Genomic DNA, 19,417 nt, shown 5'->3' with positions numbered 1-19,417 from the left:
ACGAAAACTCTGGCATTGAGATTTCCGGAACTTGGAGTTAATGTTTCGATCGATCCGGATCACTTTCTGCTGTAACGGTTAAGGCTCCACCGCCGCGACCATCCGTCCCCCTCCGCAGCTGGAAGGCATCGGCAATGAACCGTTCCCCCAGGCGGCGCGTCCTCGCCGCCACCCTCTCCGCCGCCTCCGCGGTCCTCGTCGCGAGCGGCGCCGTGCTTCTCTCCGCGGGCAACGCGAACGCGGCCACCACCCTCGGCGCCTCGGCGGCTGCCTCCGGCCGTTACTTCGGCACCGCGGTCGCGGCGTACAAACTGAGCGACACCGTCTACTCCACGATCCTCGACCGCGAGTTCGACATGGTCACGCCGGAGAACGAGATGAAGTGGGACGCCACCGAGCCGTCCCAGAACTCGTTCAGCTACTCCAGCGCCGACCAGATCGTCAGCCACGCCCAGTCGCACAACCAGCGCATCCGCGGGCACGCCCTGGCCTGGCACCAGCAGCAGCCGTCGTGGGCGCAGTCGCTGTCCGGCACCGCCCTGCGCAGCGCCATGACCAACCACATCACCAACGTCGCCACCCACTACAAGGGCAAGATCTACTCGTGGGACGTGGTGAACGAGGCGTTCGCCGACGGCAGCACCGGGGCCCGCCGCGACTCCAACCTGCAGCGCACCGGCAACGACTGGATCGAGGTGGCGTTCCGCACCGCGCGGGCCGCCGACCCGGCCGCCAAGCTCTGCTACAACGACTACAACACCGACGGGATCAACGCGAAGTCGACCGCCGTCTACAACATGGTGGCCGACTTCAAGTCCCGCGGCGTCCCGATCGACTGCGTCGGCTTCCAGGGGCACTTCAACTCCGGTTCCCCGGTGACCAGCGACATCCAGCAGAACCTGGCGCGGTTCGCCGCCCTCGGGGTGGACGTGCAGATCACCGAGCTGGACATCGCCGGCTCCGGCACGGCCCAGGCCGGCAACTACTCCACCGTGGTCAAGGCCTGCCTGGCCGTCGCCCGTTGCAACGGCATCACCGTGTGGGGCATCCGCGACTCGGACTCGTGGCGGGCCAGTGACACCCCGCTGCTGTTCGACAACAGCGGCAACAAGAAGGCGGCGTACACCGCGGCGCTGGACGCGCTGAACAGCGGCGGGACGACCGACCCGACCACCACGCCGCCGACCACCAACCCCACCACGTCCTCGCCGCCGCCCAGCTCGAACCCGACCACCACGCCGCCGGCCACGGCCGGGTGCGGTGCCACGGTGTCGCTGAACCAGTGGACCGGCGGGTTCGTCGCCACCGTCAAGGTGACCGCGGGCTCGGCGAAGATCAACGGCTGGACCGTCGGGGTGAACCTGCCCAGCGGCGCCGCCATCACCAACTCGTGGAACGCGTCGGCGACCGGCTCGAGCGGCGCGGTGAGCTTCGCCAACGTCAGCTACAACGGCTCGGTCAACGCGGGTGCGTCCACCGAGTTCGGCTTCCAGGGCACCGGCGTCGGCCCGTCCGTGACGCCCACCTGCACCGCCCGATGAGTGGCAGCGGCCGCGGAACCTCCCCCGTCCGGTGTTCCGCGGCCGCGCCCCTGTCCTGAAGGACCGACGACATGAAGAAACTGCTCGCCGCCTTTGCCGCGGCCGCGGCGATCGTCCTCGGCGTCACGCTCCCGTCCTCGCCGGCCGCCGCCGCGTCGCTGCAGGAGATCACCGGTTTCGGCACCAACCCGACCGGCCTGCGCATGCACCTCTACGTCCCCGACCGGCTCGCCACCAACCCCGGCCTGCTGGTCGCCGTGCACTACTGCACCGGCTCGGGCCCGGCGTTCTACTCCGGCACCGAGTTCGCCACCCTGGCCAACCAGTACGGCTTCATCGTGATCTACCCGTCCACCGTCCGCTCCGGCAACTGCTACGACAACTCGACGGCGAGCGCGCTGACCCACAACGGCAACAGCGACCCGGTCGGCATCGTGTCGATGGTCCGCTACGTGCAGTCGCACTACGGCACCGACGTGAACCGCACGTTCGTCACCGGCGCCTCGTCCGGCGGGATGATGACCAACGTCCTGCTCGGCGACTACCCGGACGTGTTCGCGGCCGGGTCGGCCTTCATGGGCGTACCGTTCAGCTGTTTCTCCGCCTCGGCGAGCGACCCCACCAACCCGGCCAACCAGGCCGGCTGGAACAGCGCGTGCGCCCAGGGCCAGGTCAGCAAGACCCCGGCGGCCTGGGGTGACGCGGTCCGGGCCGCCTACCCCGGTTACACCGGCCGGCGCCCGCGGATGCAGCTCTTCCACGGCACCACCGACACCACGCTGGCGTACCCGAACTTCGCCGAAGAGATCAAGCAGTGGACCAACGTGCTCGGCGTGAGCCAGACCCCGGTCCTCACCGACACGCCGCAGTCCGGCTGGACCCGCACCCGCTACGGCAGCAACGCCGTGCAGGCGCCGGTCGAGGGCATCAGCGTGGCCAACACCGGCCACTCGCTGCCGCTGTCCGGTCAGGCCAAGCTGGCCATCTCGTTCTTCGGCCTGGACGGCACGTCGCCGACCACCCCGCCGACCACCCCGCCGACGACCCCGCCCACCACGCCACCGACCACCCCGCCCACCACGACCCCGACGACCCCGCCGACCACCGCGCCCACGACGATCCCGCCGTCGGGCCTGTGCAAGGTGGTCAACTCGGTCAGTGCGTGGAGCACCGGCCTGACCAACAACGTCACGGTGACCAACACCGGCAGCGCGGCGCTCAGCGGCTGGCGGCTCGCGTTCGCCCTGCCGTCCGGCCAGACCATCACCAACGGCTGGAACGCCACCTACAGCCCGTCCTCCGGTCAGGTGACCGCGACCAACGTGTCGTACAACGGGAGCATCCCGGTGGGTGGGTCGGTGACCGTCGGCTACCAGGCCACCCACACCGGCAACAGTGGCGCGCCGACGGGCTTCACGCTCAACGGCGGAGCATGCACCTCCAGCTGATCAGATCCACCGCCTGATCAGCACCGGGCGTCGCCGCGGGGGTAGGGCCCCGCGGCGACGCCGCCCCGCCGCCGGACCCGTTCGCGCGGGTGGCTCAGAAACCGCTCCAGCTGTCGCCGCGAATGCGGCACCGGGGATCCTCGATCACCGCGGGCCGCTGCCGGCGGGCGAGGACTCGCAGCGCCCGAGTCCTGCAGGGGCAGACCCAGGAAGTTCGGTGAACCGCCCGGCAGGTCGGTGACGCTCGGGCACAGGACCCGGGTGCGGATGTTCGCGTTCGGAATGATCGCGATACCGCCCTGCTCCAGCAGCATGGTGGTCGACTCGTCGTCGACCGAGACGGTGAACCCGCGCAACCACCGGATGGCGCCCGGGCCGAGCCGCGACACATCGGAGTCCGCCTCCGCTCCGTCGGCCTTCGGCGCCACCATCACCGTCGTCGACGGCAGAATCGGCGCACTGACGAGGTTGTAGATCATGCCGGCCACCATGCCGGCCACCAGCAGGGCCACCAGTCGCACGAAGGCCACGATGCGGGAACGCAGCATCGGCCCGTCGGCCCCCATCAACAAGGCGACCAGGGGCCATCCGGCGATCACCGCGTACAGCGGCCTGCCGTCGATCAGTGACACCACGACGATCGCCGCCGTCCCGCCGAGCATGGCGATGCGACCGGCGCGGCGAGGGCGGGCCGGTAGTGCGCGGACACCGCGGCCGGCACGCCGACCAGCAACGACCAGAATCCCGGACGTGGCGCCGGTGCCGGCGCCGGTTCGATCCCGGTGGTCCGGCGGCTGAACGCCGGGGCCGGGCTGACCGGGGCGCGCACGGATCGTCGCCGGGGCCCTTCGCCTTACTGACGGTGAGGAAGGACTGCACTATCTGCCACAGGTAGGGGTCACCCCTGGGCACGGCGATGCCGTATTCGGCGGCCACGCCGGGAATCTCGACCAGGCCGGCATCGCGGCCGAACGTGTCGGCGAAGCCGACCAGCTGAGCGGTGTCGTTGGCCACCGCGTCCACCTCGCCGTCCTTCAGCGCGGCGGCGCAGCGACCGAGGTTCTCCCGCCGGACGATCACCACGTCGGCGCTGCTCCGCAGGAAGTCCTCCGTCACGGTCGCTCCGACGACACAGACCTTGGTACCGCTATGCGCCAGGATCGTCCGCGCGTCGCCCGCCACGGCCGACCGGACCAGCAGTGACGCTCCGGTGCTGAGGTACGGGCCGGCGAAGTCAACATATTTCCGGCGCTCGACCGTCATCGTCATGCCGGCGATGACGAGATCCACCAACGCTGGACCTGGCGAGGTAATCGCCCCAGGTCGGAGTCGGTTCGCCCTGCCCGACGAGAAGTCCGGCGGTAACGGCGACGCACAGGACACTGGCGAAGACCCCGGCCGTGCCGAGTCGGCGTGCGTTTTCCCTCACGAAGAAGGTAACGAGTGCTTCAGACGGTACGGAGGTCGAGCACGTGCCAAACGGGCTCGTTCTCGCCGCCGCCCGTCGACCACCACAGCAGTCCGCCGCCGGTGAAGGCGCCGTCCACCGCCGCCCCCACATCGACCGTCCGGCTGGTGGCCGCGTCGTAGACGAGCAGCGCGGTCGTCCCGGTCAGGTCGGCGTCCGGGCCGGGCTGGGCCAGCAGCTCGAACCGGTCCAGCACGGCCACGTCGTCCACCGCGGCCTGCACGTCGCCGCCCGCGATCCGGCGCCGCTGCGTGCCGTCCGGATGCATGAGGTCGATGCGGGCGAGGCCGTCGCCGTTCATCACCATCACCCGGCACCAGGCCGGTGAGCAGGTGGCCGTCTCGGGGCCGGCGGTGACCACCTCGGTGTCCCGGTTGGCGGCCAGGTTGCGCAGCCGCCGCTCGTTCTCGTCGACCAGCCACGGCCAGGCCGACAGCGACCAGTTGCCCGGTTCGCTGTGCACGCCGACCGGCCCGCCGCCGAGCGGCACCGATCGCACCTCGGTGTTCGTCCCGTTCGCGGCCGCCCACCGCACCAGGCCGTCGGTGACGATCAGGTCGTACTGGTTGCCGAAGAAGATCGCGTTCCCGGTGTCGGCGGTGACCAGCCGCGCGTGCCCGCCCGGCCGCGACGCGTGCCAGATCCGCACCCTCGGCTGCCCGTCGGTGGACTCGGTCCACACGATGTCGTTCCCGGCCGCCGCGACCGCCTCGAACTGCGGGTTGCCGTCGAGCGGCAGCGACCGCAACTGCCGGAAGCCGGTGGCGTCCCGGATGCCGAGGCGCACCGACCGGGCGTCCGGCGTGGGCGCGGTGCCGATCGCGGTGGTCGTGTCGAGGAACAGCAGCGGCGCGAAGAGCGGCCCGTCCGGCATGACCGGATCGAAGTCGGCGCGCACCGCCGTCGGCCAGGCGGCCTCGGCGGTCAGCCGCTCGGGCGGCGCCGGCTCGTCACGCCGGGCCGGCCCGGCCACCAGCAGCGCACCGCCGGCCACCAGCGCCACCACCAGGCTGGCCAGCACCGCGACGCCGGGCCGCCGCGGTGGCCGGGCCAGGCCGGATGCGGCCGGGCTCGCCGAGACCAGCGTCATGCGTACGGTTGCTTCGGCTGGTCGATCTCCTGCCAGGTCTTCACCTCGAGGTAGGCCACGTCGACCTCGTTGACCGGGTCCTTGCCGCGCTGGGTGCTGTAGGCGCCGGTGACCTCGATCCAGGTGTCGGCCGGAACCTCGAGGGGCACCTGACCGGTGAGGCCGAGCTTGATCGGGCGGCCGTCGGCGGCGCAGCAGCTGAGCACGATCCGGGCCAGCATCGGCGAGCCGTCGGGCGCCGGGGTGACGAAGCCGGTCAGCTTCACGTTGCGCCCGGTCAGGCTCTTGCCCTCGTCGAAGAGCGCCCGCGACGCGTAGTCGAGCAGGCTCACCGGCACCGGATCCCCGGCCGGCAGGGCGGGGTAATCCGAATCGGACACCGGGGTGGCCGAGACGCTGCCCGACTTCCCGGCCGCGAAGGAGCCGAGCGCCGGCGGCGCCACCAGGAGCAGGCCGAGCACCGGCAGGATGAGCAGCCACCCGATGCGGGGTTCGTGCGAGTGGGAATGACCGTGGTCCTCCTCGGCCTCACCGGCGCGCAGCGACTGCCACAGCGTCGTCACCGCCGCGGCCACCAGCAGAAGACCGGCCGCGAGGAGGAAGGGACGCAGCCCCTCCTTCACGTAGCGCAGGTAGAGGTCGGTGATCGAGGCGCGCAGGATCGCGCCGCCGAAGAGCAGCAGCACCACGGCCTGGGTCAGCCGGCTCACAGCAGCAACAACCCGGCGCCGGTGCCGACCAGGATGGCGGCGGCGAACGTGGCCGGGGCGAAGCGGACCACGAACCGCCGGCCGAAGACGCCGGTCTGCATCGCGATCAGCTTCAGGTCGACCATCGGGCCGACCACCAGGAACACCAGGCGGGACGTCAGCGAGAACTGGGACAGCGACGCGGCCACGAACGCGTCGGCCTCGCTGCAGATGGACAGCAGGACGGCCAGGACGGCCAGCGCCAGCACCGACAGGACCGGGTTCTCGGCGAGGCGTTGCAGCCAGGAGGCCGGGACGACCACGTTGATGGTGGCGGTGGCCGCAGCGCCGAGCACCAGGTAGCCGCCGGCGTGCATGACGTCGTGCCGGACCGCCGCCCAGAACGCGTGCCACTTCGACTCGCCGTCCACGTCGGGGCGGTGCGGCAGGCGGATCCAATCGGTCCGGCCCAGGCGCAGCCACAGCCAGCCCATCGCGACCGCCACGATGAGGCTGGCCACGCCGCGCGCGACGACCATCTCGGGCTTGCCGGGGAAGGCGACCGCGGTGGCGGTCAGCACGATCGGGTTGATCGCGGGCGCGGCGAGCAGGAACGCCAGCGCGGCGGCCGGGGTCACGCCCCGGCGGATCAGCGAACCGGCGATCGGCACGCTGCCGCACTCGCAGCCGGGCAGGATCACCCCGGCCAGGCCGGCGGCCGGCACGGCGAGGGCCGGATGGCGGGGGAGGGCCCGGGCCCAGAACGAGCGGGGTACGAACACCGCGATCACGGCGGAGAGCGCGACACCGAAGACCAGGAACGGGACGGCTTGGACCAGCACCGACACGAACACGGTGGTCCAGGTCTGCAGGCGTTCGGAGTCGACCAGCCCGGCCAGCCAACCGCGGAGGATCACCAGCAGGACGAGCAGCGCGGCCAGCACCTCGAGCGAGCCGATGCGCCGGGCGCGGGGCACCGGCGGCTCGGCCGGCGCGAGCGCCGGCTCAGGCGCGGGCGGCGGGGTCCAGTCGATCTCCTCGGCGTCGAGGCGGTTCTGGCTCACGGGTCGCTCCAAAGCTGGGGGCCGCGGCCCACCTTAGCGGCCCCGGCGGCGATCACCGACGCTGGCTTGAGCTGCGCATATGTCTACTTGTGAATAGGAAAGCGGCGGGGCTAGCGTCGCCGCACTGTGAGCCACGCGCACGGCGTACCGGCAGGGCCGGCCGATCCCCGCACCCGGCGGGTCCTGGCCGCCGTGCTGATCCCGGCGGCCATCGCCACCCTGGTGGCGATGGCGGTGCTCTGGCCCGGCCGGGTCCATCTCGGATCGGCCGCCGATTCCGCCGAACGGGTGAACGCCACGGTCACCGCGATCGCCGGAGCCACCGCGACCGTGCGCCTCGGCGACGGGACCACGGTCACCGTGGACGTGCCGGACGGGCCGGGCGCGCCCACCCTCGGCACCGGCGACGACGTGGTCCTGCTGCACCTGCCGGACGCGGTGCCGGGCGGCCGGGACTACACGGTGGTGGACCACCAGCGGGCCCGGCCGATGATCTGGCTGCTGGTGGCGGTGGTCCTGGCGGTGCTCGCGTTCGGGCGGCGGCTCGGGCTGACCGCGCTGATCGGGCTCGCGGTCAGCTTCGCGGTGCTGCTGCTGTTCGTGATCCCGGCGATCCTGAAGGGCGAGAACCCGCTGCTGATCGCGGTGGTCGGCAGTGCCGCGATCATGTTCGCGGCGCTGTATCTGACGCACGGCGTCAACGTGCACACGTCGGTGGCGATCGCCGGCACCCTGGCCAGCCTGGTCGTCACCGGGCTGCTCGGCGCCGGGTTCACCGCCGCGCTGCACCTGACCGGGGTGGCCGGCGACGACGCCGCGTTCCTCGCCGCCACCCGGGCCGGTCTGGACATGCGGGGCCTGCTGCTGGCCGGGGTCGTGATCGGCGCGCTCGGTGTCCTCGACGACGTCACCGTCACCCAGGCCGCGACTGTGGCCGAGCTGGCCGCGCACGGCGACCGCGGCCGGCGGGAGATCTACCGGGCGGCGAGCCGGGTCGGCCGGGCGCACGTCGCCTCCGCGGTGAACACGCTTGTCCTCGCGTACGCCGGAGCCTCTCTGCCCTTGTTGTTGTTGCTGGCCACCGGCAGTTCGCCGGTCGGTGACGTCCTCACCGGCGAACTGCTGGCCGGCGAGATCCTGCGCAGTGCGGTCGGCACGATCGGCCTGGTGGCCTCCGTGCCGATCACGACCGCGCTGGCATGCCTTGTGGTCAGAAGCCGATCGGCAGGCCCGCGTAGTTCTCCGCCAGCCCGGTCGCCCCGGCATTCGAGGTCGTGACCCACCGCAGCTGGGACAGCTGGAGTTGGGCGTCGAACGGGTCGCCGCTCGTGTGCAGCATCGTCGTCATCCACCAGGAGAAGTGCGTGCAGCGCCAGACCCGCCGCAGCGCGTCGTCGGAATAGGCATCGGCGAGAGCCGGGTCGCGGCGATTCAAAAGAGCGACCAGGGCCGTGCTGAGCAGGGAAACGTCGGCGATCGCCAGGTTGAGGCCCTTCGCGCCGGTCGGCGGCACGATGTGCGCGGCGTCGCCGGCCAGGAACAGCCGGCCGTGCCGCATCGGCGTCTGCACGTAACTGCGCATCGGCAGCACGCTCTTCTCGGTGATCGGCCCGGGCGTCAGTTTCCAGCCGTCCTGCCCGTGCCCGAGCCGGACGGCCAACTCGTCCCAGATCCGCTCGTCCGGCCACGAGGCCGGGTCGGTGCCGTTCGGCACCTGCAGGTAGAGCCGGCTCACCGTGGGCGAGCGCATCGAATGCAGGGCGAAGCCGTTCGCGTGCCAGGCGTAGATCAGCTCGTCGGTGGACGGTGCCACATCGGCCAGGATGCCCAGCCACGAGTACGGATACGTACGCTCGAAGTGCTCGGCCGGCACCGCCTGCCGGCTCGGCCCGAACGACCCGTCACAGCCGGCGATCACGTCGGCGTCCAGCCGCTGGGCCGCGCCGCCGGCGTCGAGGTAGGTCACGTACGGCCGGTCGGATTCGACGTCGTGCAGCTGGACGTCGGTCACCTCGTACCGTGCGTCGGCCGTGCCCGCCGCGACCAGGTCCTTCTGCACCTCGGTCTGGCCGTAGACCCAGACCGTGCGGCCGGCCAGATCGACGAAGTCGAGATGGTGGCGTTCGCCGGCGAAGTTCAGGTAGATGCCGCGGTGCTCGTGCCCCTCCGCCCGCAGCCGGTCGCCGAGGCCCACCTCGGTGAGCAGATCGACGCTGGACTGCTCGAGGATGCCGGCCCGGATGCGGGACGCGACGTACTCCTGCGAGCGGGTCTCGAGGACCACCGAGTCGACGCCGCCCTGGGCGAGCAGATGGGACAGGAGCAGGCCCGCCGGGCCGGCGCCGATGATGGCGACCTGGGTACGCATGCCTCCAGACAACCCGCCCGCGGCCCGGCGGGGCAAGGGGCTATTTCCACTGAGCGGAAGCCAGCACCCGGCTGATGCCCTGCGCCGCGACCTGCAGCGCCGACACCAGGCGGGCCCGTTCCCGGCGCAGGTCGGGCACCACGAGACCGAGCGCCGCCACCACCTCGCCGACCGGCCCGCGCACCGGCACCGCCACCGAGCAGGCGCCCAGGCTCATCTCCTCGCCGGTGGTGGCGAACCCCTCGGCGCGCACCCGCCTCAGCTGGTCGAGCAGCCGGGCCGGCTGGGTGATCGTGTACGGCGTGACCCGGGTCAGCTTCCCCAGTACCTCGGCTCGCACGGGCTCGGGGGCGTGGGCGAGCAGCACCTTCCCGACGCCGGTGGCGTGCATCGGCAGCCGCGATCCGACCTTGCTGACCACCGGCACCGACACGTGCCCGGAGAGCCGGTCGATGTAGAGCACCTCGCAGCCGTCCCGCACCGCCAGGTGCACGGTGACCAGGGTTGCCCCGTACAGGTCGTGCAGGAACGGCGAGGCGGCCTGCCGCAACCCGGCCTGCACCGGCGCGAGCAGCCCGAGGTCCCACAGGCGGCGGCCGATCACGTATTCGCCGGACTCCAGGCGGGCCAGCGCACCCCACCGGCACAGCTCGCCGACCAGGCGATGGGCGGTCGCGAGGGGCAGGCCGGCGCGCCGGGCGAGCGCGCTGAGGGTGAGCTGCCGGTGGTCGGTGTCGAACGCACCCAGCAGGTCCAGGGCCCGGGAGGTGACGCTCGCCGACATGGTGATCCTTCCGTCCAATGGAAGGCAAGTATCGCGCCCGCAACCGCCGGGGCCTAGTTTCGATTACGTGACGACCACCCAGGCGGACATCGACCGCGAGATCCTGGCCGGTCAGGCCGACGGCCCGCAGGAGAACCAGCCGCGCCTCGACTACCCGCCCTATCGCAGCAGCATCCTGCGCCACCCGACCAAGGCGCTGCATCCGATCGACCCCGAGGGTGTCGAGCTGTGGGCGCCGTGCTTCGGCCACTCCGACGTCGACGACGCGGAGGCCGACCTGACCATCCAGCACGCCGGCGAGCCGCAGGGGTCGCGGATCGTGGTGGCCGGCCGGGTCGTCGACGGCGCCGGCCGCCCGGTGCCGCACCAGTTGGTGGAGATCTGGCAGGCGAACGCGGCGGGTCGTTACGCCCACCTGCGCGACCAGCACCCGGCGCCGCTGGACCCGAACTTCACCGGGCAGGGCCGGGCGCTCACCGACGCCGACGGCTACTACCGGTTCCAGACGATCCAGCCGGGGCCGTACCCGTGGCGGAACCACCTCAACGCCTGGCGCCCCGCGCACATCCACTTCTCGCTGTTCGGCACCGACTTCACCCAGCGGCTGATCACCCAGATGTACTTCCCGGGCGACCCGCTCTTCGCGCTCGACCCGATCTTCCAGTCGGTGACCGACCCGAAGGCGCGGGAGATGCTCATCGCGAAGTACGACCACGACCTGACCTCGCCCGAGTACGCCCTCGGATACCGTTGGGACATCGTGCTCACCGGCGACCACCGCACCCCGCTCGACACCGAGGAGCCCTCGTGAGCGCCGCCCCGGGCCAGACCGTCGGCCCGTTCTTCCACCTCGGTCTGCCCTACGAGAAGGGCAACGAGCTGGTGCCGCCCGGCCGGGCCGGCGCGATCCGGCTGCACGGGCGGGTGCTCGACGGCAGCGGCGTCCCGGTGCCGGACGCGATGATCGAGATCTGGCAGGCCTCGCCGGACGGGAAGATCCTGCAGCAGCCGGGGTCGCTGCGCCGGGACGGCTGGACGTTCACCGGCTTCGGCCGGGCCGCCACCGACGCCGACGGGCACTACTGGTTCTCCACCCTCGCGCCCGGCCCCACCGAGCCCGGCAAGCCGGCCTTCTTCGCGGTCGCGGTGTTCGCGCGCGGCCTGCTCGACCGGCTGTTCACCCGCGCCTACCTGCCGGCCCCGAAGGATCTGGACGCCCTGCTCGAGTCGGTTCCGGAGGACCGCCGCGGCACGCTGATCACCGAGGCCGACGACACCGGCGTGGTCTTCGACATCCACCTGCAGGGCCCGCACGAGACGGTGTTTCTCAGTTTCCCGAGGCATCGCGGCATCTGGGCATGAGTCTTCTCTGGCCCGGCGAGCACCGCGCCGGCGATCTGTTCACCGACGAGTCGGTCGTCGCCGCCATGGTCCGGGTGGAGGAGGCCTGGGTGGCTGCCGTCACCGGGTCGCCGCAGGATCTGGGTGACCTCGTCGGAGCCGCCGACCTGCCCGTCCTCGCCCGCGAGGCCGAGGACGGCGGCAACCCGGTGATCCCGCTGGTCAAACTGTTGCGGCAGCGGATCGACCCGGCGCTGAAGGAAACCCTGCACACCGGCCTGACCAGCCAGGACGTCCTGGACACCGCGCTGGTGCTCAACCTCGGCGCGGCGATCGAGCGGATCAAAGCCGATCTCTCGGTGCAGGTCGGGGAGCTGGCGTACCTCGCCGAGCGGCACCGCGGCACCCGGATGGCCGCCCGCACCCTCACCCAGCACGCCATCCCGATCACCTTCGGGCTCAAGGCGGCCGGCTGGCTGCACGGCCTGCTGGACGCCCGGGACGCGCTGACCGCCGCCGCCGACCTGCCGGTCCAGATCGGCGGGGCGGCCGGCAGCCTGGCCGCGCCCACCGTGCTGGCCGGCTCGCCGGAGCACGCCCTCGATCTGGTGACCATGACGGCGGCCAACCTCGGCCTGGCCGTCCGGCCGCCCTGGCACACCGCCCGCGCCCCGTTCACCCGGGTCGCCGACGCGTTCGTCACCTGCACCGACGCCTGGGGCAAGCTGGCCAACGACGTCCTGCTCGGCAGCCGCCCCGAGATCGGCGAGCTGGCCGAGCCGGCGGTCGCCGGCCGGGGTGGTTCGTCGGCGATGCCGCAGAAACAGAACCCGGTCCTGTCCGTGCTGATCCGCCGCACCGCCCTGGCCGCCCCGCAGCTCGCCGCCACCCTGCACCTGGCCGCCGCCGAGGCGGTCGACGAACGCCCGGACGGCTCCTGGCACGTCGAGTGGTCCACCCTGCGCACCCTGGCCCGCCGCACCGTCGTGGCGTCCTCGCAGACCGCGGAGCTGCTCGGCGGCCTGCGGGTGGACCCCGAGCGGATGGCCGCGACCCTGGCCGCGGCCCGCCCGGGCATCGACGCCGAGCGCACCAAGATGGGCGACGACGGTCCCTACCTGGGCGCCACCGAGCAACTGATCGACGCCGCCCTCGAACGAGCCCAGGGGAAACCATGCTGACCGGTGTCACCCTCGTCGACGCTCCCGGCCGGCCGCTGCTGCTGCTCGGCCCCTCGCTCGGCACCTCGGCCGAGACGCTGTGGGGCAGGTGCGCGCGGCTGCTGCGCGGCGACTACCACGTGGTCGGCTGGGAGCTGCCGGGGCACAGCACCGGGGCGCCGGCCTCGGCCGGCTTCGGCATCGCCGGCCTGGCCAAGAGCGTGCTCGAGCTGGCCGATCGGGTGCGGCCGGGCGCGCCGTTCCGGTACGCGGGGGACAGCGTCGGCGGCGCGGTCGGCCTGCAGTTGCTGCTGGACGCCCCGAACCGGGTCGAGGCGGCGGTGCTGCTCTGCACCGGCGCCAAGATCGGGGAGAGTGGCGGGTGGCGGCAGCGGGCCGAGACGGTCCGGGCCGAGGGCACCCAGGCGGTGGTGGCCGGGTCGATCCAGCGGTGGTTCGGGCCGGGCTTCACCGAGCGCGAGCCCGAGGCGGCCGAGGCGCTGCTGGACGTGTTGCGCGGCGCCGATCCGGAAAGCTACGCCAAGGTCTGCGAGGCCCTCGCCTCGTTCGACGTGCGGGACCGGCTCGGGGCGATCACCGCTCCGGTGCTGGCCGTCGCCGGCGCCGAGGATCAGCCCACCCCGCCGGACAGCCTGGCCCTGATCGCCGAGACGGTCCGCGACGGGCGTCTCGTGGTGCTCGACGGGGTCGCGCACCTCGCCCCGGCCGAGCGGCCGGACACCGTGGCCGAGCTGCTCGACGAACACTTCCGCCGGGACGAGCAGGAGCGCACGCTCGCCCGGACCAGGGAGGCCGGGATGGCGGTGCGGCGGGCCGTGCTCGGCGATGCCCACGTCGACCGGGCCGTGGCCGGGACCACCCCGTTCACCCAGGATTTTCAGGAGCTCATCACCGCGTACGCCTGGGGGGAGATCTGGACCCGCCCGGGCCTGGACCGCCGCAGTCGCTCGATGATCACCATGACCGCGCTGGTGGCCCTCGGCCACCACGAGGAGCTCGCCATGCACGTGCGCGCCGCGCGGACCAACGGCCTCAGCGACGACGAGATCAAGGAAGTGTTGCTGCAGACCGCGATCTACTGCGGTGTGCCGGCCGCGAACACCGCGTTCCGGATCGCGCAGCGAGTCCTCGACGAGGGCTGAACCACCCGGATCAGGCAGCGCCGGCCCGCCCAAGCGGTCCGGCGATTTGTCGTGTCTGACTAACAAAGAGCACCATGCTGAACAGCAATCTTGGAACTCCGTTAATGATTAATTTCCAGGATTGACAAACAACTCCCTGCCGGGAAGCCTGAGGCGGTCACCACAGCAGGGGAGCGACGAATCATGAACTCGAAACCAGCGATAATTCCGTCCTTGTTGGCCCTCTCGCTGATCGTCGGCGGCTGCGGCGGGGGCGGCTCGTCGCAGTCCGCCACCGGAACCGAAGCGATCACGCTCACCAGCACCACGCCCGCGGCCGCCGGGGACATCGACAAGGTCACCTGGGCGTTGCCGAACGGCGAACCGACCTCGCTCGACCCGGCCAAGACCGGCGACTACTCGGCCAACTCGGTCGTCACCAACCTCTGCGAGAGCCTGCTGCGCCTGCAGCCCGACTTCTCCACGGCACCCGGCCTGGCGAAGTCGGTGACCCAGAAGGACGCCAGGACCGTCGTCATCACCCTGCAGGACGGCGTGACGTTCTGGGACGGCGCCGCGATGACGGCCGCCGACGTGGTCTACAGCCTCCGGCGCAACATGGACCCGAAGCTGGCGTCCTACAGCGCGCACGTCTTCGCCAACGTGTCGAGCATCGACGAGACCGGCCCGCTCGAGGTGACGGTGCAGTTCCGTACGCCCGATGTGCAGTTCATCCCGGACCTGGCCGGCGTGCCCGGCGCCGTCATGGAAAAGGCCTTCACCGAAAAGGCCGAAGCCAAATTCGGTACGCCCACCGGCGGCCTCATGTGCACCGGGCCGTTCCGGCTCGGCACCTGGCAGACCGGCCAGAAGATCGAGCTGAAGCGGTACGACGGGTACTGGGACAGCGCCCGTAAGGCGAAGGCCGCCACCTTCGACTTCGTCTTCATCACCGACGACAGCACGATCACCAGCGCCCTGCTGGCCGGCGAGGTCGACGGCGTCTACGGCGCCCCGGTCGGCAGCCTCGCCACCCTGCGCAGGACCGCGGCCGGAAAGCTCTACTTCGGGCCCAGCACCGAGACCGTGAGCCTCGGCCCGGTCGCCGCCGAGGGGCCGGCCGCCGACGCCCGCATCCGGCAGGCTCTCGACCTCGCCATCGACAAGACCACGTTCATCACCAGCGTACTCAAGGGCGCGGGCACCCCGCTGAAGACCTTCACCCCGCCGCTGGCCTGGGCCGGCAGCCCGGCCAAGGCGGTCTACGACGAGGGGTACGCGGCCCTGCCGGACAGCGCCAAGGCCGACCTCGACGCCGCGAAGAAGCTGGTCGCCGCGGCCGCCCCGAGCCGGACCACCCTGGTCGTGGCCGTGCCGGCCGGCAACCAGGCGCTGCTGCAGACCGCCACCATCACCCAGGCCGCCGCCCAGCAGATCGGCCTGACGGTGACCATCAAGCAGCTGCAGGCGGCCGAGTTCGCCGGGCTGTTCTACGACCCGTCGCTGCGGGCCGGCATCGACTTCATCGCCACCACCGGTTACCTCGAGGTGCCCGGCGCCCTGTATTACGCGCCCGGTTTCGTGCTCAGGGGCGCCCAGTTCAACTGGACCGGCTACGACGACCCGGCGGTCACCCAGAAGATCATCGCGGCGGTCTCGGCCACCGACCCGGCCGAGTCGGCCAAGCAGTTCGTGGCCGCGCAGGCCATCTTCGGGCCGGCCCGGCTGCAGATCACCCTGGCCGAGTCGTACAACCGGCTGTTCCTCGGCAAGCGGATCACCGGCGCCCCGGCGTCGTTCTCCTACATCAGTACGGCCTGGGCCGCCCAGGTCGGCTCCGCGTCGTGATCGGGTTCGTCGGGCGCAAGGTGGCCGCGATGCTGGGCACGGTGCTGGTGGCCAGCTTCGTCATCTACGGCGCTCTCTACCTCGCGCCCGGCGACCCGGCCTCGCTGCTGGCCGGCGGGCACGAGATGAGCCCGGCCGCGCTCGCCGCGATCCGCGCGCAGTACCACCTCGACGACCCGTTCCTGGTGCAGTACTGGCAGTGGCTGTCCGGCGTGCTCACCGGGCACCTCGGTGACTCGCTGGTGTTCCGGGAACCGGTCGCGCACCTGATCGGGGCGCGCCTGCTGAACACGGTGCTGCTGGTGGCGTACGCCTCGCTCCTGATCCTGGGGGTCGGGGTCGGATCCGGGATCGTCGCCGCCGTCGGCGGCAGGATCGCCGACACGGCGGTCACGGTGACCACGACGGTGCTGATGGCCGCGCCCGCGTTCGTCGCCGCCATCGTGCTGATCTGGATCTTCGCGACGAAGCTGTCGTGGTTCCCGGTCTACGGATCGGGCACCGGCTTCGGCGACCGGATCCACCACCTGACCCTGCCGGCCGTCGCGCTCAGCGCGGGCTATCTCGCCTACCTCTCCCGGATCACCCGGGCCGAGGTGCGCGCCGAACTCGGCTCCGACCACGTGGTCGCGGCCCGGGCCCGGGGCGTGCGGCGGGCCGCGATCCTGCGCCGGCACGTGCTGCGCAACGCGGCGGCCCCGGTGCTCGCGGTCTCCGGTATCACCGTGGCCGGGTTGTTCGCCGGCACCGCGATCGCCGAGCAGGCGTTCGGGGTGAGCGGGCTCGGGTCGCTGCTGGTGCAGAGCGCGGCCCGGCAGGACCTGGTCGTCGTGCAGGTAATCGCGCTGCTGCTGGTCGCCGCGTTCGTCCTGGTCAACATGCTGGTCGATGTCGTCAACGCGATTCTCGACCCGCGCTTGCTCCGCGCCCGGGAGGTCGGATGACGCTCGCTCTTGCCGCTCCGCTGCGGCTTCCGGCCCGCCGGCTCGCCGCCCTCGGGTGGGCCTCGTCGCTCGCCGGCCTCATCTGCGCGCTGGTGGTGCTGATCGCGGTGTTCGCGCCGTGGATCGCGCCGCACGACCCGAACGCGGTCGACCCGCTCAACGCCTACGCGCCGCTCTCCGCGGCGCACCCGCTCGGCACCGACGACCTCGGCCGGGACCTGCTGTCCCGGCTCATCCTCGGGTCGCGCACCAGCCTCGCCGGGCCGCTCGTCGTGATCGTGCTGTCCGGTGCGACCGGCACCGCGCTCGCCGTCTCGGCCGCCTGGATCGGCGGCTGGTTCGACGCCGCCGTGTCCCGGGTGCTGGACATCCTGTTCGCCTTCCCCGGACTGGTCCTGGCGATCACCGTGGCCGCCCTGTTCGGCGCCGGTTTCCTGGCTCCGGTGGTGGCGCTGTCGCTCGCCTACGTGCCGATCATCGCCCGGGTCATGCGGGCCGCGGCACTGCGCGAACGGTCGCTGCCCTATGTGGAGGCACTGCGCGTGCAGGGCTTCTCCGGATGGCACATCTGCCGCCGGCACCTGCTGCCCAACCTCGCTCCGCTGCTGGTCGTGCAGGCCGCGATCAGCTTCGGCTACGCCATGATCGACCTCGCGTCGATCTCGTTCCTCGGCCTCGGGCTCCAGCCGCCGGCCGCGGACTGGGGTCTCATGATCGCCAACGGGCAGCCGTCGATCCTGGCCGGCTTTCCCCAGCAGTCCATCGCGGCCGCCGTCGCCGTGGTGATCACCGTCGTGGCGTTCACGGTCGTGGCGGAGCGGATGGCGGCCCGATGACCGCGTTCCTCGAATTCGATCACCTGCGGGTCGACGTGCCGACGCCGATGGGGCCGCGGCCGGTGCTGCGATCGGTGAACCTGGCCATCGCCGCCGGGGAGGCGGTCGGCCTGGTCGGCGAGAGCGGCTCGGGCAAGTCCCTGACCGCGCGGTCGGTGCTGGGCCTGCTGCCCGGCGGGGCGACCATCGCCGGGGCGGTCCGCTTCCGGGGTACGGACATCGGCACGCTCGACGCCGCCGGGCTACGACGCCTGCGGTCCCGGGAGGTCGCCATGGTCTTCCAGGACCCGCGGGCGACCGTCAACCCGGTGCGGACGATCGGCGACTTCCTCACCGAGGTGCTGCGCGAACGGGGCATGTCCCGCTCCGCCGCGCTCGCCCTGGCCGGCGGCATCCTCGCCGACATCGGCGTCGACGACGTGCCCCGGCGGCTGAAGCAGCGGCCCTACGAACTGTCCGGCGGTCTCCTGCAGCGGGTCGTCATCGCGGCCGCCCTGGCCGGGGAACCGGCGCTGATCCTGGCCGACGAGCCGACCACCGCGCTCGACGTCACCACCCAGGAGGAGGTGGTGGCGATCCTCGACGAGCAGCGCCGGCAGCGCGGGACCGCGCTGCTGTTCATCTCGCACGACCTGGAACTGGCCACCGCGGTGTGCGACCGGATCGCGGTGATGTACGCGGGCGAGATCGTCGAGATCCTTCCGGCGAAGTCGCTGCACGAGGAGGCCCGCCATCCGTACACGAAGGCGCTGCTGCGGGCCCGGCCCGGCTCGGTGCCACCGGGGGAGCGGCTGCAGATCGTGCCCGGCACCCCGCAGTCCGGCATCGAGGCCCCGCCCGGGTGCGTGTTCGCCGACCGATGCCCGGTCGTCGAGGCGGACTGCCGCACCACCGTGCCGCTGCTGGTCGGCGGCGTCGCCTGTCACCTGGAGGTGCCGTGATTCTCGAGGTGACCGACCTGCGCAAGGTGTTCCGGGGCGACTTCGTCGCGGTCGACGGCGTCTCGTTCGCCGTACCGGTCGGGGGTTCCCTGGCCATCGTCGGCGAATCCGGCTCGGGCAAGACGACCTGCGCCCGGCTCGTGGCCGGTCTGGAACGGGCGACGTCGGGAACGATCCGGCTGGGCGACGACGGGACACCCCGGGCCCGCGTCGTGCAGATGGTGTTCCAGGACCCGTACCAGTCGCTGGATCGCCGCCAGACGGTCGCCGCCTGCCTCGACGAGGTGCTGGCCTTCCACACCGGCCTCGACCGGGCCGAGCGGCGCAGGCGGATCGGCGAGCTCCTCGAACTCGTCGGCCTCGACCAGCGCCACGCGGGCGTCCTGCCACGGCAGCTCTCCGGCGGTCAGCGCCAGCGGGTGGCCATCGCCCGCGCTCTCGCGCCGTCGCCGCGGCTGCTGATCCTGGACGAGGCGGTGGCGGCACTGGACGTCTCCATCCAGGCCCAGATCCTCAACCTGCTGGTGGACGCCCGCGCGGCTACCGGCGTCGGCTACCTGTTCGTCACCCACGACCTGTCCGTGGTGCGGCACGTCTGCGACGACGTCGTCGTTATGCGGCGCGGCCGGATCGTCGAGTCCGGATCGGTGGAACAGGTCCTCGGCGCGCCGTCGGCCGACTACACGAAGAAGCTGGTCGGCTCGATCCCGCGGCCCGGCTGGGTGCCCGTCCGAGGCGGCACCCGTGGCTGAG

The 19,417-nt window shown here is 72.1% G+C and carries 18 protein-coding genes and 1 pseudogene; 12 read left to right on the top strand and 7 right to left on the bottom strand.

Going from position 1 to position 19,417, the window contains the following annotated elements:
* Positions 1-134 precede the first annotated feature (134 nt).
* Together Ato02nite_RS19925 and Ato02nite_RS19920 are read left to right on the top strand one after the other, a co-directional pair.
* Complete coding sequence (locus Ato02nite_RS19925) at positions 135-1,541, top strand: glycoside hydrolase family 10 protein (protein ID WP_213008083.1); 1,407 nt, start codon at positions 135-137, stop codon at positions 1,539-1,541.
* 71 nt (positions 1,542-1,612) lie between these two features.
* Positions 1,613-2,989 (top strand): extracellular catalytic domain type 1 short-chain-length polyhydroxyalkanoate depolymerase, encoded by a 1,377-nt coding sequence (locus Ato02nite_RS19920; RefSeq protein WP_213008082.1) that lies wholly within the window; start codon positions 1,613-1,615, stop codon positions 2,987-2,989.
* 17 nt (positions 2,990-3,006) lie between these two features.
* Here Ato02nite_RS19920 and Ato02nite_RS51705 read toward each other — a convergent pair whose 3' ends face one another.
* The 5 genes and pseudogenes from Ato02nite_RS51705 to Ato02nite_RS19900 form a co-directional block, all read right to left on the bottom strand.
* Positions 3,007-3,651, bottom strand: a complete 645-nt coding sequence (locus Ato02nite_RS51705) for a hypothetical protein (protein WP_246607228.1) — start codon at positions 3,649-3,651, stop codon at positions 3,007-3,009.
* Positions 3,652-3,844: 193 nt separating this feature from the next.
* Positions 3,845-4,279, bottom strand: a pseudogene (locus Ato02nite_RS53035) (transporter substrate-binding domain-containing protein); the annotation flags it as partial.
* A 158-nt stretch (positions 4,280-4,437) separates the two neighbouring features.
* Positions 4,438-5,547, bottom strand: a complete 1,110-nt coding sequence (locus Ato02nite_RS19910) for a hypothetical protein (RefSeq protein ID WP_246607227.1) — start codon at positions 5,545-5,547, stop codon at positions 4,438-4,440.
* Positions 5,544-6,257, bottom strand: coding sequence for a TIGR03943 family putative permease subunit (locus Ato02nite_RS19905; protein ID WP_213008080.1), 714 nt, complete (start codon positions 6,255-6,257; stop codon positions 5,544-5,546). Before Ato02nite_RS19905 ends, Ato02nite_RS19910 begins: the two co-directional genes overlap by 4 nt.
* The gene (locus Ato02nite_RS19900) at positions 6,254-7,300 is read right to left on the bottom strand and encodes a permease (protein ID WP_213008079.1); all 1,047 of its coding nucleotides are present in this window, start codon (positions 7,298-7,300) and stop codon (positions 6,254-6,256) included. Before Ato02nite_RS19900 ends, Ato02nite_RS19905 begins: the two co-directional genes overlap by 4 nt.
* A 126-nt stretch (positions 7,301-7,426) precedes the next feature.
* Here Ato02nite_RS19900 and Ato02nite_RS19895 point away from each other — a divergent pair, with 126 nt between their 5' ends.
* On the top strand, positions 7,427-8,578 hold the full coding sequence (locus Ato02nite_RS19895) for a YibE/F family protein (RefSeq protein WP_246607226.1): 1,152 nt from the start codon (positions 7,427-7,429) through the stop codon (positions 8,576-8,578).
* Here Ato02nite_RS19895 and Ato02nite_RS19890 read toward each other — a convergent pair.
* Together Ato02nite_RS19890 and Ato02nite_RS19885 are read right to left on the bottom strand one after the other, a co-directional pair.
* Positions 8,511-9,668 (bottom strand): 4-hydroxybenzoate 3-monooxygenase, encoded by a 1,158-nt coding sequence (locus Ato02nite_RS19890; protein WP_213008078.1) that lies wholly within the window; start codon positions 9,666-9,668, stop codon positions 8,511-8,513. The genes Ato02nite_RS19895 and Ato02nite_RS19890 overlap by 68 nt on opposite strands.
* Before the next feature lie 40 nt (positions 9,669-9,708).
* Positions 9,709-10,452 (bottom strand): IclR family transcriptional regulator, encoded by a 744-nt coding sequence (locus Ato02nite_RS19885; protein ID WP_213008077.1) that lies wholly within the window; start codon positions 10,450-10,452, stop codon positions 9,709-9,711.
* A 67-nt stretch (positions 10,453-10,519) separates the two neighbouring features.
* Here Ato02nite_RS19885 and pcaH point away from each other — a divergent pair, with 67 nt between their 5' ends.
* From pcaH to Ato02nite_RS19840, 9 genes are all read left to right on the top strand, one after another.
* A complete protein-coding gene (gene pcaH / locus Ato02nite_RS19880; RefSeq protein WP_246607225.1) occupies positions 10,520-11,263 on the top strand; it encodes a protocatechuate 3,4-dioxygenase subunit beta in 744 nt (247 codons plus the stop codon).
* The gene (gene pcaG, locus Ato02nite_RS19875; RefSeq protein WP_213008075.1) at positions 11,260-11,814 is read left to right on the top strand and encodes a protocatechuate 3,4-dioxygenase subunit alpha; all 555 of its coding nucleotides are present in this window, start codon (positions 11,260-11,262) and stop codon (positions 11,812-11,814) included. Before pcaH ends, pcaG begins: the two co-directional genes overlap by 4 nt.
* A complete protein-coding gene (locus Ato02nite_RS19870) occupies positions 11,811-12,974 on the top strand; it encodes a lyase family protein (protein ID WP_213008074.1) in 1,164 nt (387 codons plus the stop codon). Before pcaG ends, Ato02nite_RS19870 begins: the two co-directional genes overlap by 4 nt.
* Complete coding sequence (gene pcaDC, locus Ato02nite_RS53300) at positions 12,968-14,116, top strand: bifunctional 3-oxoadipate enol-lactonase/4-carboxymuconolactone decarboxylase PcaDC (protein ID WP_213008073.1); 1,149 nt, start codon at positions 12,968-12,970, stop codon at positions 14,114-14,116. Before Ato02nite_RS19870 ends, pcaDC begins: the two co-directional genes overlap by 7 nt.
* A 213-nt stretch (positions 14,117-14,329) precedes the next feature.
* Positions 14,330-15,943 (top strand): ABC transporter substrate-binding protein, encoded by a 1,614-nt coding sequence (locus tag Ato02nite_RS19860; RefSeq protein ID WP_213008072.1) that lies wholly within the window; start codon positions 14,330-14,332, stop codon positions 15,941-15,943.
* The gene (locus Ato02nite_RS19855; protein WP_246607224.1) at positions 15,940-16,887 is read left to right on the top strand and encodes an ABC transporter permease; all 948 of its coding nucleotides are present in this window, start codon (positions 15,940-15,942) and stop codon (positions 16,885-16,887) included. The genes Ato02nite_RS19860 and Ato02nite_RS19855 overlap by 4 nt, the downstream gene beginning before the upstream one ends.
* Entirely contained in the window at positions 16,884-17,723 is an 840-nt protein-coding gene (locus Ato02nite_RS19850; protein ID WP_213008071.1) for an ABC transporter permease, read from the top strand. Before Ato02nite_RS19855 ends, Ato02nite_RS19850 begins: the two co-directional genes overlap by 4 nt.
* Positions 17,720-18,664 (top strand): ABC transporter ATP-binding protein, encoded by a 945-nt coding sequence (locus Ato02nite_RS19845; protein WP_246607223.1) that lies wholly within the window; start codon positions 17,720-17,722, stop codon positions 18,662-18,664. Before Ato02nite_RS19850 ends, Ato02nite_RS19845 begins: the two co-directional genes overlap by 4 nt.
* Entirely contained in the window at positions 18,661-19,416 is a 756-nt protein-coding gene (locus Ato02nite_RS19840; protein WP_246607221.1) for an ABC transporter ATP-binding protein, read from the top strand. Before Ato02nite_RS19845 ends, Ato02nite_RS19840 begins: the two co-directional genes overlap by 4 nt.
* Position 19,417 lies beyond the last annotated feature (1 nt).

It is taken from the genome of Paractinoplanes toevensis (assembly GCF_018332695.1).
Classification (GTDB): Bacteria; Actinomycetota; Actinomycetes; order Mycobacteriales; family Micromonosporaceae; genus Actinoplanes; species Actinoplanes toevensis.
The sequence above is the reverse complement of the archived record's forward strand: the minus strand, read 5'-3'. Positions and strand labels throughout refer to the sequence as shown.

Coding starts and splice junctions, on each gene's coding strand:
- Ato02nite_RS51705 (WP_246607228.1), bottom strand. CDS start 3,651: ATGCTCGGCGGGACGGCGGCGATCGTCGTGGTGTCACTGATCGACGGC.
- Ato02nite_RS19845 (WP_246607223.1), top strand. CDS start 17,720: ATGACCGCGTTCCTCGAATTCGATCACCTGCGGGTCGACGTGCCGACG.
- Ato02nite_RS19910 (WP_246607227.1), bottom strand. CDS start 5,547: ATGACGCTGGTCTCGGCGAGCCCGGCCGCATCCGGCCTGGCCCGGCCA.
- Ato02nite_RS19920 (WP_213008082.1), top strand. CDS start 1,613: ATGAAGAAACTGCTCGCCGCCTTTGCCGCGGCCGCGGCGATCGTCCTC.
- Ato02nite_RS19850 (WP_213008071.1), top strand. CDS start 16,884: ATGACGCTCGCTCTTGCCGCTCCGCTGCGGCTTCCGGCCCGCCGGCTC.
- Ato02nite_RS19890 (WP_213008078.1), bottom strand. CDS start 9,668: ATGCGTACCCAGGTCGCCATCATCGGCGCCGGCCCGGCGGGCCTGCTC.
- Ato02nite_RS19925 (WP_213008083.1), top strand. CDS start 135: ATGAACCGTTCCCCCAGGCGGCGCGTCCTCGCCGCCACCCTCTCCGCC.
- pcaDC (WP_213008073.1), top strand. CDS start 12,968: ATGCTGACCGGTGTCACCCTCGTCGACGCTCCCGGCCGGCCGCTGCTG.
- Ato02nite_RS19870 (WP_213008074.1), top strand. CDS start 11,811: ATGAGTCTTCTCTGGCCCGGCGAGCACCGCGCCGGCGATCTGTTCACC.
- Ato02nite_RS19885 (WP_213008077.1), bottom strand. CDS start 10,452: ATGTCGGCGAGCGTCACCTCCCGGGCCCTGGACCTGCTGGGTGCGTTC.